This is a genomic window from Actinoplanes sp. G11-F43 (genome assembly GCF_050589265.1).
GTDB lineage: Bacteria > Actinomycetota > Actinomycetes > Mycobacteriales > Micromonosporaceae > Actinoplanes.
Map to the genome: position 1 here is coordinate 82,929 of NZ_JBNZCE010000051.1, position 13,997 is coordinate 96,925.

Consider the following 13,997-nt stretch of genomic DNA (forward strand, 5'->3'; position numbering starts at 1 on the left):
CCGGCGGGACGGACCGTCACACTGCGGCCGGGGTCTCCCGGACCTCCGTGGCGGAGAGCGACGACGTGTCCGCCGCCAGCATCATGAGCTGGGCGAATGTCGGGCCCGCCAGCGCCGGGTCACCTCCGGCCTGGCGCCACTGGCGGTATTTGGCGGCGTAGCTGATGACGGTCTCCCGGTCCTTGCGAGAGCGGGGACGGGTGAACGCACCGGCCCACAGGTTGTCCCAGGCGGCATAGGTGGGGTCCTGGAGCAGAACCCGATGTGCCCGGCCCAGGTTCCAGTGCGGGATACCGGTGTTCAGGTGATGGACCAGGTGGTACCGGTCGTTGTGCCGGCTGAGCAGGAACTGCTCCAGGAACCGGCCGTGCCGGTTTCGGGTGAGCAGCACCTGCTGGTGCTCACTCTCCGGCATCGGGTAGTGCTCGGACAACTCGGCGAGCCAGCCGATGGCCACGTTCGTGGTGAACAGCGGGACGAACCAGAAGAGCAGCAACTGCGGCAACCAGCCGAACCAGGCGCACACGGTGATGACTGCCGCCCACTGGGTGAGCAGGACGGTCCGTTCCACCCACAGCGGCACCGGGACCGACACCGTGATCTTGGAGCCGTCGTAGAAGACCCGTTCGGTGATCACGTAGCGCAGATAGTCCACAGTGCGCAAACCCAGCGCGGACAGCACCAGCTCCTTGAAGAAGAAGTTCCGGTCGGAGCGCTCTACGTCGTAGAGCCCGCATTCGATGTGGAACTTGTAGTCCGGGTCCGTCTCCTCGTCACCCAGATTGCGGTGGTGGGCACCGACGTGCGAGCTGCGGTACGGACCGTACAGGTGCCAGATCAGATATCCGGAGAAGACCGAACCACCGAGCAGGTTCAGCGTCTTGTTCCGGGCGAATACCTTGTGCGACGACTCGTGCAGGAAATGGGCGAGAAAGCGCTGCACCGAACCGATGACGACAAGAGCCACCGGATAGAACCAGTACGACACCCCCACGCACAGTGCCACCGAGCCGGCAATGAGAGCGTACTCGAAGAGTAACGCCATCGGGCCGTGGTAATTGTCGAGACGGCACAGCTCCCGTAGTTGTTTTCGCACCCCGGGTGCCAGCCGGTCGAAGTTCAGTTGCTCGATTGCGGACACGTACCCGCCCTTCGGTTGGATCACGCCTTGTACTGGGATTTCGGATGGCGGAGGAAGGCTTGGACGCGGCTCTCCACCGAGCCGATCGAATCCCTGCGCCGATTCGTGAAATTCCGGCTCGGCGTGGACGCCCCCGTCGACCGGACATTACGTGCGGACCGATGCCAGGGGCGTCCGCGCGAGGTTCATCCTCGGCAACGCATCACGTTTAGCGGGCGGTTCCGCATTCAACATCTCGCTTATTTGATCCCGGCCACGCGCGTGTGAGGCTCGATGCCCGGCACCAATCCATCCGCAGCAGACCCCGGAGACGCGAAATGAAATCCGTGCTGATCCTCTCCTGGATATCCATCGGAAACGTGGCTTCCGCGGTCCACGAACTACGGGCCCGCGGTCTGCGGCCGGTGCTGGTCTCGGAATCACCGGAGGACCGCAACGCCGCTCTCTGTGACGAGCACGTCGTGTTCGACTGGGACGGCGCGGATCTCGCGACCCTCGTCGGCCGGCTCGACGAGCGCGGCATCGAACCGATCGCGGTCGTCAACATGGTGGAGAAGCTGATCTCCTGGCACGTCACCATCGCCGAGCACTACGGCCTGCCCGGCGGTGACGCCGGCCGGCGCACGCTGGCGAGCAAGACCCTGGTCCGGGACCACATGCGGACGCTCGGCCTGTCCGACGTCAGGTACGGCGCCGACCCGATGACGGTGGACTTCTTCCCGGTCATCGTGAAGCCGGCGCGGGTGTCCGGGGCCTCGTATCTGGTCAGCCGTGCCGACGACCCGGCAGCACTGCTGGCCTACCAGGAGTACCTGGCCGGGCGGGGGGCCGCCGATATCGAACTGCTCATCGAGGAGTACGTGCCCGGCACCGAGTTCTCGGTGGACGGCCCGGTGATCGACGGTCGTTTCCACCCGGTTCTCGCGGTCGAGAAGCCGGAGCACGACGACGCCCGGCACCACGACGCGGGACTCGAGTACCACCCGCCGCAGCAGGAGCATGTCCGCGCCGGGGTGCACGCACTCTGCGAGAGGATCAGCACGCTGTGCACCGATCTCCACCTCGACCAGATCTGGCTGCACTTCGAGGGTCGCAGCACGGCGGACGGCCGGACCGAACTCATCGAGATCAATCCACGGCCGGGTGGCGGTCAGATTCCCGAGGCGATCCGGCTGGTCAGTGGAATCGACCCGTTCGCCGCCGTCATCTCCATGGCGCTCGGCCGGTTCCCGGCGGAGCCCCCGGAGCCGATGCGTGAACGACCGATCATCGGCTGGATGGACGTGGAGGCCGACCAGCTCGGCACGGTCGAGGTCAGCACCTCCGCGGAGGAACTGTCAGCTCTGCCCGGTGTGATCAGCGTGCGGCTGATCAACGGCCTCCGGGCCACCAGCTTCGACAAGGAGAACTTCTTCCTCTCCTTCGCGGCGGTGGCCGACTCACTGCCCGAGCTGCGTGCCCAGGCGGAGAAGGTGGTGGCCACCCTGGACTACCGGGTGACACCGTAGAACGCCGGCGCGGNNNNCCGCGCCGGCGTTCACGGATCGGCTCAATGTTTGAGCGTGAAGACGAAGTCCCGGGAGACCTTGCCGTCGAGCGAGGTCGCCGAAACGATCCTGCCGTCCGAGACGAGCTTCTCCGTCTCGGAGCGGGAGATGCCGCAGCCCTCCGCGATCACCCGCATCGCGCGGACCGGGAACGGTGTCGGGAAGCGCACCTCCACATCGGTCACCTCATCGCCCGGAGGAATCGCGCCGCCGGTGTCGAGACGCCACGCATTCCCCCAGTCCAGGGCGATCCGGTTACGGCGCCGGACACCTGGGTCCTGCAACAGTTCGGCGGCCAGCGAGAGGTCGTTCTGATGCAACCGGTCCAGAAATGTGGACGGTATGTCCCGCACGTTGGTCCGTTCCATGATGGTCAGCTTCGTGGTCTTTCCACAGCCGGTGCAGAGGGCGAGCAGCCAGACGTCCAGCAGCTTGTGATTCGCATTGATCCGGAACTTTCCGTTCGGCCGGAAACTGTCCGACGGGCAGACGTTGCACCGGCGGCGGATGAGCGGCAGATCGACCGGTTCGATCACCCAGTTCACGAGCACAGGGATTCACCTATTTCCGGGAGAGAGCCCGCAGCGCCGGCATGCGCGACGTATCCGCACGGTGCCGCGGCAGGATCAGAGGCTGACGAATCAGGCACCACGCTACGAATGCGCCCCGGCCCGGCGCGTCCGCGCGACGTTCACCCCGATCGACACGTCGCGTTGACGCCGATGACGGTCCGCTACGCGTTTCAATTACCCGCGTCCTGTCTCCCGCCGGTAAGCGGGATGCGTAGGGGCGGGGACCGTGGCTCACCCCGATATGCCCCGCGGGATGCGTTTGCCGTGGACGCGCTCGACGGTCTCCGGCTCGTACCTTCTCCTGGTACGGGTCGTCTTCTTGAACGGAAGGGCGGTGTCATGCCACATCACGGTGTGTCGGTGAGGGAGGTGCTCCCGTGCTGCGGGTGACGGTGGTCGGTGCCGCCGGCTACATCGGTGGGGAGTTGCTGCGCCTGTTGCTGGGGCATCCCGAGATCGAGGTGGCTGCCGCGGTCTCGTCCCGGTTCACCGGCAAGCGGGTCGACGGTGTGCACCCGAATCTACGATCGGTCACCGACCTGTCGTTCTGCGCCGCCGAGGCGGTTCCGGAGTGCGACGCGGTGTTCCTGGCCCTGCCGCACCGGGTTGCGATGACCCAGATCGATCAATGGGCCGAGCGGGCTCGGGTGGTCGTCGACCTGACCGGGGATTTCCGGCTCGACGACACCGACGTCTTCCAGCGGTACTACGGCGAGCCGCATCTCGCGCCGCACCTGCTGGCCGATTTCGTGCCCGGCCTGCCCGAGCTGTACCGCGACCGTCTGCGGACCGCCGACCTGATCAGCGTGCCCGGCTGCATGGCCACGGCCGGTGTGCTCGCGCTCCATCCTCTGGTCGCGCACGATCTGATCGACCCGGGACAGGGGGCTCAGTTCGACGCCCGTACCGGATCGAGCGGTTCCGGCGCCACCGCCGGGCCGGCGAACCTGCACGCCGAACGCAGCGGGGCGATGCGCGTGTTCGCGCCCACCCGCCATCGGCACGAGGCGGAGATCACCCGGCACCTGGGCCTGGCGGCCGCGATGACGGCCACCGGGGTGGAGGCGGTGCGCGGGGTGCAGACCATCTGCCATGCCACCCTGCGCCCGGGGGCGGACAAGCAGGCGGTACGCCGTGCCTTCCGGGACAGTTATGCCGGAGAGCCGTTCGTGCGCGTCGTCGCGCATCAGCGCGGCATCTTCCGTTACCCCGAGCCGAAGATCCTGCTGGGTACGAACTACTGCGACGTCGGGTACGCCGTGGACGAGGAGACCGGCCGCCTGACCACCATCGGAGCCCTGGACAACCTCGTCAAGGGTGGTGCGGGCAACGCCCTGCAGTGCTTCAACATCCGCATGGGCCTGGCCGAGAACCTGGGCCTCACCTTCCCCGGCCTGCACCCCCTCTGACCAACGGCGACCGGAGAGACCATGACCACCACACCGCTGATCGTCGTCAAGTGCGGCGGGAATCCCGCCGTGAACGCCGCGAACATCTGCGCCGACATCGCCCCGTTGATCCGGCAGGGCCGGCGGATCGTCCTGGTGCACGGCGGCTCCGGCGAGATCGCCCGGCTCGCCGGACGGCTCGGGGTCCCGCAGCGTACCCTCGTCGCGCCGGACAACGTCTCCACCCGATACACCGACCCGGCCACCCTCGAAGTGGTCGTGCTGGCCCTGGCCGGCGCGGTCAAGCCCCGCCTCGTGGCCGAACTGTCCCGCCATGGGGTACGCGCGGCCGGCCTCACCGGCATGGACGGCGGCATGCTGCGCGCCCACCGGAAATCGGCCGTCCGCACCGTGGTCGACGGGCGTACCGTGGTGGTCCGCGACAACCACAGCGGCCGGATCACCACGGTCGACACCACCCTGCCGGAAGCCCTGCTGCGCAGCGGCCACGTGCCGGTCATCTCGCCACCGGCGATCGACGAACGGGGCCTGCCGGTCAACGTCGACGCCGACCGTGCCGCGGCGGCACTGGCCGTCGCTCTGGGCGCCGATCAGTTGCTCCTGCTCACCGGCGCGCCCGGGGTTCTCGCCGACCCCGACGACCCCGACAGTGTGCAAACCCGTCTGCGGGTCACCCCGGACGGGGCGCCGGCCCCGTCCGCCGGCGGCGGCATGGCCCTCAAGCTGGTCGCCGCCCGCGAGGCGCTCGCCGGTGGCGTCGCCACGGTACGCATCGCGGACGGACGCTCCGACGAACCCGTCCGTCGCGCTCTCGCCGGAGCCGGCACCGTGGTCGGGCTCGCGGGCTCGGCGCCGGAGCACGGTTTCCACGCCGAACCGGCCGTCGTCTGAGCGGACCGGGGAACACCACAGCCCGGTGGCGGATGTCCGCCACCGGGCTGTGGTCCATTCGTGCGCCACCGGTACCCGCTCGTCATCGCACATGCCGAGGGCCGTCCCGTCATGATGACGGGACGGCCCTCGGCATGTGCGGGCCGGCGGCCCGGGATCCTGACGTCCTAGACGGCCGGCTCGGTGGCGGGTGCCGCGGTGAACCGGTGCCGGATGGCATATACCCCCGCCGCAACCGACAGCATGACCACGACCACCGCGAGGAAGGCCACCCGGGTGCCGGTCGCCTCGATGATGAGACCACCGAGCTGGGAGCCGATCGCCGATCCGCCCAGGATGACGGTCATGGCCCAGGTGAAGGCCTCGGTGATGTAACCGGCCCGGGCGGCCCGCGACACGAGCTGGTAGGAGATCGCCGTCACCGGCGCGGTCACCGCTCCGAGCAGGACGAGAGCCGCCCCGATCGACCAGTTGTCCCAGGCCAGCATGACCAGAGCGGCGCAGGCCGCCATGATCAGCGAGCCGGTGGCGAAGGCGATGACCGGCGGCCGGCGGAGGGTGTGGGTGCTGTACCAGACCCCGCCGATGATGCCGCCGACCCCCCAGATGCCGAAGATCAGGCCGATGTCCTGGGCGGACCCGTGGGCCTCGGCGAAGGCGGGCACCGCCACGTTGTAGATCCCGGTCGCGAGGCCGCAGCCGAAGAGCACGATCAGCATCCGGGCCAGGATCGGCGATCGCAGCGCGCCCAGGCGGTCGCGCTCTTCGACGGAGTCCTGTCCGGCATGCGCCACCTGGGTCTCCCGCGAGGCCCGAGAGGTCGCGAACCCTATCGCTCCCACCCCGGCGAGCAGGCCACCGACGATGAGCGCGGTGCCCTCGTCACCCCAGAACAGCACCACGCTGAGAAGCAGCGGACCACCGATCGTGAAGACCTCGCTCAGCACCGCCTCGATGGACAGGCCGGCCTGTTCCAGGTGACCGCCCGCGGTGCTCCAGAGCGAACGGATGCATCCACTGAGCGGAGGGTTCATGGCACCGGCGACGACGACGAGCACCAACTGGACGGGCAGCGACGCCTGATCGGCATAGACGAAACCGACCAGGGCCACGGGATAGACCACCCCCGTGATCAATAGCACCGGTGGCTGTCCGTACCGGTCGACGCGCCGGGCGACGAACGGGGCCACCAGGGCGACGCCCAGGGTGTACCCGGCCAGCAGCAGACCGGCCGAGATGTAGCCCGACCCCCGGGAGGCGGTGGAGATCACCAGAGCGAGGCCGACCATGTAGATCGGGAACCGGCCGATCACGCTCCACAGCAGTGGGGCGCGCATGGTCCGGTCGCGGAGGACGGCGACGAGCGAGTTCGTGGCCGGCGCCACGGTGTCGTCGGGGACTGGTGTTTTCGGTGCGGTGGACTGCGACATCGTCTCTCGCCATTCCTGCGGATGCCGTCGCTGTGACACGGGATCCGCGCAGAGTCGGGATTTAACTGAACAATCAGCCTTGGGGGGCGCAGAGGACCGCGTCGGCCGCGAGCCGTTCCCGCAGGAATCCGGCAATCAGTCCGAGCGCTTCCCGAGCGGTCTGCAACTTCGCCGCGACCGCCAGGAAACCGTGCGGCAGGCCGGCGTACTGGTGGTATTCCACGGGCACTCCGGCAGCAGCCATCGCATTCGCGTACGCCTTGCCCTCATCTCGCACCGGGCACAGTTCACCGGTCATGATCAGCGCCTCGGGAAGGCCACCGTGGTCAGCGGCTTTCAGTGGCGAGGCGTAGGGGGATTCACCATCGGCCGGATCCGCTAGGTAATGGTTCCAGAACCACGCACTGGAATGGGCGTTGAAGAACATCGGGTCTTTGTTCTCAAGCATCGACTGCGACACCATGTTGCTGTGCAGCGGCGGGTAGACGAGCACCTGCGTGGTCAGCTCGGGCCCGTTCCTGTCGCGTGCCATCAAGGCCATCGCCGCGGCCAGATTGCCGCCGGCGCTGTCCCCCGCGACGGCTACGCGCCTGCTGTCGGCACCGAATTCGGCGGCGTGTTCGACGGCCCACCGCACAGCGGCGTAGCAGTCCTCGACGGCGGCCGGGAACGGGTCCTCGGGCGCGAGCCGGTAACCCACCGACACCACGACGCAGGGAACCATGGTGCTCAGCGCCCGGCAGATCGAGTCCGACGTGCTCAGCGAGCCGACGACGAAGCCGCCACCGTTGAAGTACAGCACCATCGGAAGCGGTTCGTCGCTGCGCGGGCGGTAGACCCGGACCGTCTGCCGGCCGGCCACACCGGCGAAGTCGACGTCGAAGACCTCGTCCGGGTGCTCGTGCCAATCCCAGTTGACCGCTTCGGTCTCCGCATCCGCACGACGGGCGTCAGCCACCGACATCTGGTAGAGCGGCGTGAATCCGGTCGCCTCGCGATAACGCCTGATCATCGCGTAAGTGGGATCGAGCGGCATAGGAAATCCTCGCACTTCTCGCCATCGACGGGGTTATTCGAAAAGAGGGCGCGAACCGTGCGCCGCGCCTGAACGGACGTTATACGGGACGGTCGTCATATGCGTCCGTACCGCGCCTGCTCGGGCCGAAACATTGCGCTGACCATCCCCGCCGACAAGTAAGCCTGCCGTTTACTGTGCGGCGGTTACGGCCGTGCCAGAATCGACTCCACATCCATTGACCGTTCGGCAACCACAAGGAGAAGTGATGTCTGACGTTCTCGACGAGAAAATCGTTAGTATCCTCAAGGAGGTGGCTGAACTTCCGGACGATGTCGAGGTGACCGGAGAGCAGAACCTGCGGTCGAACCTGGGCATCGATTCCCTCGGGATGATCGACCTGGTGATGCACGTGGAAACGGAGCTCGACATCAAGATCGGCGAGGAGTCCGTCAGCAATTTCGCCACGGTCGCCGACCTTCAACGTCATGTTCGCGAGCTGGCCGCGAATCCGGTCGCATAAACGTCCGGGACCGTATTCCTGAAACTACGGAGTGCCGCGTGTTCGAATTTAGTCTTCGTCAGGTCGCGCTGTGCGGACAGCAGTCCGGGGAAGCGCCGGGAGAACTGGCCGAACTCCCCCCGGATCTGCCCGCGGTCATCGGCACCATCGGTGACCAGTTCCGCGACTCCTTCACCCGGCTGTGCCTGTATCTGGCCCGGAACCACGACGATGCGCCACAGACCCGCACCGACGACACCGTGGTGATCGGCACCGAATACGGCAACACCGCAGCACTGGCCCGGCTCCAGCGGGGCGCGCAGGCCGACGGCCGACGGCTGTCCGCCAAGCACTTCCCGAACGCCACGTCGAGCTCCGCCTCCGCCTTCGTGAACATCGGCATCGGCGCCACCGGCCGCAACCTGACCCTCAGCGCGGGACTTCTGACCCCGGTGGTCGCGATGTGGCAGGCATTGTTCGCGCTGGCCGCCGGCCGCTCCTCGGTGAGCAGAGTGCTCGTCGGCGACGTCTACTCCCCGGAGGCCCTGCTGGACGCCGGGCGCGAGTCCCACGGCCTGCACTGCCGGTCCGGGCTCACGCATGCGACGTTCGTCCGGGGCGGGGAGTTCCGGGCGGAGTTCGACTTCACCGCTGACCGGGACACGACCGGGATGCCCGGTGGCCACATCGGCCCACACCGGTCCAGTGATCGCAACGGCGCGTTCGTCACCGCCGAGTTCCTCGACGTGGTCCAGTCACTCGACGTCGGCGAGCAAGCGGTCCTCACCTGCCGCGGTTCGTTCGCGCGCCGGGGGAGCTTGACCGTCACCCGGCAGCTCGCCGGCACCGCACCTATCGGAGGTTCCGGTGAGTAGTAGCTCAGGACGTATCTTCGTCACCGGTCTGGGGATCATCTCCCCGGCCGGCGCCGGCACCGCAGCCTTCTGGGACGATCTCTGTACGGCCCGGAGCCGGTTCACCGAACTCACCCCTCTGTACCCGGGGATGAACGCGGGCGCGCTCGGCGGCCGGGTGCCCAAGGACTCCTGGGACCTGGCGGTCGAGCAGGCCGGCGAGCAGACACGGATGCGGCCGCGGGCCGCGTCCGTGTTCGCCGAGTACGCCGCCTCCGAAGCCCTCCGGGACGCGGGGCTGGAGCCCGGCGACGACCGGATCCGTGACGCCCTCGTCTGCATCGGCAGCAGCGACGGTCAGGCCGACGCGCTGGAGGACGTCGTCGGCGACCGCCGGGGCATCACCGAGACCGGCGGTTTCTCCAGTCACTCCATCTCGGAGGGTGTCGCGGACGCCATCGGTGCCGGCGGGCCCGCGTTCACCACCCAGAGCACCTGCGCCTCGGCGAACGTCGCGGTGTCCTGTGCGACGGAGATGCTACGCAGCGGAGTAGCCGACATCGCGGTGGTCGGCGGCTGTGACCCGTACTCGGAGAAGAACATCATCGGGTTCAGCTCGCTGCAGGCGATCGGCGCCTCCCGGTGCCGGCCGTTCTCGGCGGACCGGCGCTACGTCACACCGTCCGAAGGCGCCGGCATCCTCGTGCTGCAGACGGAGAGCTCACTGCGGCCCGGCCAGCGCCGGTACGCCGAAGTGCTCGCGACGGCCGTGAACAACGACGCGAACCATCCCACGGCGCCCGCCCGGGACGGTGTCGAGGCCTGCCACCGCCGCGCCCTGGCCGAAGCCGGCATCACCGCTGACGACATCGACGTGATCTACGCACACGGCACCGGCAGCCGGGCCAACGACGCCGTCGAGGGCGGCATCTTCACCGAGATCTACCCGCGAGCGGCAGTGACGGCGATCAAGGGCACGGTCGGGCATCTGATGGGTGCGGCCGGCGCGGCGAACGCGGTGGCGGCCTGCCTGACCCTGCGGCATGGGCTGGTGCCGCCGACCGCCGTGGACGCCGGCGAGGTCGAAGGCGGCGTGAACCTGGTCACCGGAGCGCCCCTGGCATTGCCACGGCTGCGGTACGTGCAGAACAACGCGTTCGGCTTCGGTGGCAACAACGCCATCAGCATCTTCCGGAACGTGGAGTGAACCCGCCGCTGCGGCTGACTCATGACGGTCCACTGGCGATCCTCATCCTGGACAGCCCGCCACTGAACCTGTTCGACCTGGCGATGTGGGACGCGTGGGAGGCGGCGGTCACGCGGCTGTCGGCCGATCCGCCCCGGGCCGTGCTGGTCCGGGCGGAGGGCCGGGTGGTGAGCGCGGGTGTCGACGTACGGGTGTTCGCCGACACCGACCCGGCCGCGGCGGAGGCGTTCTGGGCTCGCCGGCTACGCATCGCCCAGGACCTGGAGGCGCTGCCCTGCCCGACGGTGTTCGCCGCGCATTCACTGACGCTGACCGCCGCGTTCGAACTCGCACTCGCCTGTGACCTGATCGTCGCGACCCCGGCGGCACGGTTCGGGCTGGTCGAACGCAAGGTCGCATTCACTCCGTCGATGGGCGGCACCCAGCGTCTGGCCGGGCGGGCGGGTCCCGGCCGGGCCCGCGAGCTGGTGCTGACTGGTGACCTGTACCGGGCCGCGACGCTCGCCGAGTGGGGAGTCGTCAACGCGCTGTTCCCGCCGGCGGGGTTCGCGGAGGCTGTGCACGGCTATGCGATGCGGCTGGCCGCCGGACCTCCCCGAGCCCATGCGGCCACCAAGCGTGTGGTTCGAGCTTTCGTCGACGGTGGGGTCGCGGCCGCCGACGCGCTCGTGCCTCCCGTCGCCGCCGCGCTGGTGCGCACCGAGGATCATCGCGCCGCCGTCGCGGCCTTCCTGTCGGACGGCCCGGACCACACCACCACCTATCTCGGTCGTTGACTCGCCGCCACCCGGCACCCCGCCGAGAGGCTCTCAGTGCGACGAGTCGATCGAACCAGTCACCTCTATTCATGAAATCGGGCTCGTGACATGGCTCCGGCCCCGGGCGAGGAGTGGGAACAGCAATGACCAGGACGATGACCGTGGCTATCGTCGGCGCCGGCCCTCGTGGCACCTCACTTCTCGAACGTCTTGTCGCCAATGCGGCCGAGTACGCACCGGACCGTACGATCACCGTCCACGTCATCGATCCCCATCCGCCGGGTGGCGGGCGGGTCTGGCGGTCCGACCAGTCACCGCTGCTCTGGATGAACACCACATCCGACGACTGCACGATGTTCACCGACGAGACCGTCGAATGCGAGGGGCCCGTCGTCTCCGGTCCCACCCTCGGGGAGTGGGCGCGGGAACTTGCGGCGGGCCGGCTGCCGTCGCCGCCGGGATTCCGGCTCGCCCCCTCGACACCGGCCGAGGCGGGGCGGATGCGGGACGGCTGGTTCACCACCCGGCAGACGCAGAGCGATTACCTGTCGTGGGTCTTCTGGCAGTCGGTGGCGAACGGCAGGCCTCGTATCCAGGTTCATTCACACACGGGTCGAGCCGTCGACGTGCACGACCTTCCGCTCGGCCGGCAACGCGTCGTCCTGGCGGACGGCCTGCCCCCGGTGGACGCCGACGTGGTGCTCTTCGCGCAGGGCAACGTCGACGTCACGGCGACTGCGGAAGAGGCACGTCTGGCCGAGTACGCGGTCACCCACAGCCTGTGTTACCTGCCGTCGGGATCGGCCGCCGACTATCACCTCGACCGGATACCCGCCGGGGAACGGGTGATCGTCCGTGGGCTCGGGCTCTGTTTCATCGACACCGTCGTGCTGCTGACCTCCGGACGAGGTGGCACATTCCACCGTGCCGATGCCGGAGAACTTCGGTACCAGCCGTCCGGTGACGAACCGGTCATCTTCGTGGGCTCGCGGCGCGGTGTGCCGTACTGGTCGAAGATGCACTACGACCTGGCCGGATCTCCTCCGGAACCGTCCGGCCACCTCGATGCCGCGGCGGTGGCCGCTCTCGGCGACCGTCCCCTGGACTTCGCCATGGACATCTGGCCGTTGATCACCCGCGAAGTCATCCATGCCGGCTATCGGGAACTCGCCGCATCACATCCGGAGGCGTTGACGATCGACGCACGGGAGTTCATCCGCCGTCTCGACGCCCTCGACTGGGACGGGCCGGCGATCAAAGAACTCGTCGATCTGGCACTGCGGTTCGACGAGGATCGCATCGACATGGAGGAGACCGCGCATCCACTCGCCGGCCGCCGCTTCGCCGACCTGGACGCCCTTCAGGAGTGGATGATCAGCTACGTCGACGCCGGGGTCCGGCGCGGGCGCGATCCCCGGCACAGCGCGAGTCTGGCGATGCTGCACGGCTTGAGCTCGGCTTTCGTCAGGCTGATCGAACTCGTCAATGACAGGCGGCTCGCGCCCGCCGCGTGGGAGCACGATCTGCCCGCGTTCCTTGATCTCTGCCGGTTCCTCACCAGCGGACCACCCGGACCGCGGCTGGAGGAACTGCTTGCCCTGGCCCGTGCCGGTGTCGTCAGATTCCTCGGTTCGGAGATGACGGTGACCGCCCACGAGGGGGTCTTCCAGGCCCGGTCGTGCAACGTGCACACGTCTGTCACGGCTCGGTCTCTCATCGAGGCCCGGCTTCCCGAGCGGACGATCCTCGGCGTGAGCGACCCGTTGCTGCGCACGCTCATCGAACGCGACGAGATCCGGGAGGAGATCCGATCGGCCCCCGACGACGGCGCGCGGTATCCGATCGGGCTCATCGACACCGCGCGTCTCGTCGACACCGACTCCTCGCACCGGTTGAAGGATGTCTCCGGGGCGCCCCACCGGAGTCGCTTCGGGGCGGGAATCCTGTTCTCCGGAAGCATGCTGACCTCCGGCCGGTTCCCGTCCCCCCGGAGCAATGACGGCTTCTTCCGGCAGAACGACGTGATCGCTCGTGCCGCACTGGCGGAACTGTGCCGGCGCGACCGACCGGGTCAGGAGCCGGCGTAGCGGGCGGCCGCCCGCGGCTCCTCCTCGACTGGACCGGCGTGCGCGATCGGGTGACCGCCGGTCACTGGGTGGCGGTGTCGTTGCCGGGGCCGCCGACCAGCTTGTCCTTGCCGGCCCCGCCGGCGAGGTTGTCGTCACCGTAGCCGCCGTACAGGGTGTCGTTGCCGTAGCCGCCGAGCAGGAAGTCGTTGCCGGCCCCGCCGTGGATGGTGTCGCCGCTGTCGGGCAGTTCGCCGTCCAGGTCGCCGCCGATCAGGTCGTCGTTACCGGAGTCGCCGTAGATCTTGTCCTTGCCCGGTCCGCCCTCGACGTGGTCGTTGCCCGCGCCGCCGCGAAGGGTGTCGTTGCCTTTCCCACCCTGTACGTCGTCGTCGCCGGCGCCGCCGGTGAGGTTGTCGTTGCCGGTGCTGCCGAAGACGGTGTCGTCGCCGGTGCCGCCGTCGGCGGTCAACGGAATCGCGGAGGCGATATCGACGAAGTCGTTCTTGTCACCGAGTTAACCCCGTCCCTGGCTGCTGATATTCAGATCCTATGAGGACTGTGACCCCCGGCATCTCCCGTTTTCGTGTCACGACGTATGCACG

The 13,997-nt window shown here is 68.4% G+C and carries 13 protein-coding genes; 8 read left to right on the forward strand and 5 right to left on the reverse strand.

Annotated features, from left to right (window positions below):
- Positions 1-16: 16 nt before the first annotated feature.
- Positions 17-1,141 (reverse strand): fatty acid desaturase, encoded by a 1,125-nt coding sequence (locus ACQ0O7_RS40990; RefSeq protein ID WP_430791127.1) that lies wholly within the window; start codon positions 1,139-1,141, stop codon positions 17-19.
- Positions 1,142-1,458: 317 nt separating this feature from the next.
- Between ACQ0O7_RS40990 and ACQ0O7_RS40995 the strand changes: the two genes are divergently transcribed.
- Positions 1,459-2,649, forward strand: a complete 1,191-nt coding sequence (locus ACQ0O7_RS40995; RefSeq protein ID WP_430791129.1) for an ATP-grasp domain-containing protein — start codon at positions 1,459-1,461, stop codon at positions 2,647-2,649.
- Positions 2,650-2,690: 41 nt separating this feature from the next.
- On the opposite strand, the gene ACQ0O7_RS41000 is transcribed toward ACQ0O7_RS40995, so the two are convergent.
- On the reverse strand, positions 2,691-3,239 hold the full coding sequence (locus ACQ0O7_RS41000) for a DUF1062 domain-containing protein (RefSeq protein ID WP_430791131.1): 549 nt from the start codon (positions 3,237-3,239) through the stop codon (positions 2,691-2,693).
- A gap of 398 nt (positions 3,240-3,637) precedes the next feature.
- Here ACQ0O7_RS41000 and argC point away from each other — a divergent pair, with 398 nt between their 5' ends.
- Positions 3,638-4,669, forward strand: coding sequence for an N-acetyl-gamma-glutamyl-phosphate reductase (gene argC / locus ACQ0O7_RS41005; RefSeq protein WP_430791133.1), 1,032 nt, complete (start codon positions 3,638-3,640; stop codon positions 4,667-4,669).
- Positions 4,670-4,690: 21 nt separating this feature from the next.
- On the forward strand, positions 4,691-5,560 hold the full coding sequence (locus ACQ0O7_RS41010; protein WP_430791135.1) for a [LysW]-aminoadipate kinase: 870 nt from the start codon (positions 4,691-4,693) through the stop codon (positions 5,558-5,560).
- A gap of 167 nt (positions 5,561-5,727) precedes the next feature.
- Here ACQ0O7_RS41010 and ACQ0O7_RS41015 read toward each other — a convergent pair whose 3' ends face one another.
- Together ACQ0O7_RS41015 and ACQ0O7_RS41020 are read right to left on the reverse strand one after the other, a co-directional pair.
- The gene (locus ACQ0O7_RS41015; RefSeq protein ID WP_430791137.1) at positions 5,728-6,990 is read right to left on the reverse strand and encodes an MFS transporter; all 1,263 of its coding nucleotides are present in this window, start codon (positions 6,988-6,990) and stop codon (positions 5,728-5,730) included.
- 73 nt (positions 6,991-7,063) lie between these two features.
- Positions 7,064-8,026, reverse strand: a complete 963-nt coding sequence (locus ACQ0O7_RS41020) for an alpha/beta hydrolase fold domain-containing protein (RefSeq protein WP_430791139.1) — start codon at positions 8,024-8,026, stop codon at positions 7,064-7,066.
- A gap of 247 nt (positions 8,027-8,273) precedes the next feature.
- Between ACQ0O7_RS41020 and ACQ0O7_RS41025 the strand changes: the two genes are divergently transcribed.
- The 5 genes from ACQ0O7_RS41025 (at position 8,274) to ACQ0O7_RS41045 (ending at position 13,413) form a co-directional block, all read left to right on the forward strand.
- Complete coding sequence (locus tag ACQ0O7_RS41025; RefSeq protein WP_430791141.1) at positions 8,274-8,528, forward strand: acyl carrier protein; 255 nt, start codon at positions 8,274-8,276, stop codon at positions 8,526-8,528.
- 38 nt (positions 8,529-8,566) lie between these two features.
- Positions 8,567-9,382, forward strand: coding sequence for a hypothetical protein (locus ACQ0O7_RS41030; RefSeq protein WP_430791144.1), 816 nt, complete (start codon positions 8,567-8,569; stop codon positions 9,380-9,382).
- Positions 9,375-10,568, forward strand: a complete 1,194-nt coding sequence (locus ACQ0O7_RS41035; protein ID WP_430791146.1) for a beta-ketoacyl synthase N-terminal-like domain-containing protein — start codon at positions 9,375-9,377, stop codon at positions 10,566-10,568. The genes ACQ0O7_RS41030 and ACQ0O7_RS41035 overlap by 8 nt, the downstream gene beginning before the upstream one ends.
- Positions 10,565-11,344 carry an enoyl-CoA hydratase/isomerase family protein gene (locus ACQ0O7_RS41040; RefSeq protein ID WP_430791148.1) on the forward strand — a complete coding sequence of 260 codons (780 nt, stop codon included), beginning with the start codon at positions 10,565-10,567 and terminating at the stop codon, positions 11,342-11,344. Before ACQ0O7_RS41035 ends, ACQ0O7_RS41040 begins: the two co-directional genes overlap by 4 nt.
- A gap of 137 nt (positions 11,345-11,481) precedes the next feature.
- The gene (locus ACQ0O7_RS41045; RefSeq protein WP_430791150.1) at positions 11,482-13,413 is read left to right on the forward strand and encodes an FAD/NAD(P)-binding protein; all 1,932 of its coding nucleotides are present in this window, start codon (positions 11,482-11,484) and stop codon (positions 13,411-13,413) included.
- A gap of 61 nt (positions 13,414-13,474) precedes the next feature.
- Here ACQ0O7_RS41045 and ACQ0O7_RS41050 read toward each other — a convergent pair whose 3' ends face one another.
- Positions 13,475-13,864 (reverse strand): calcium-binding protein, encoded by a 390-nt coding sequence (locus ACQ0O7_RS41050; protein WP_430791152.1) that lies wholly within the window; start codon positions 13,862-13,864, stop codon positions 13,475-13,477.
- Between the last annotated feature and the right edge of the window lie 133 nt (positions 13,865-13,997).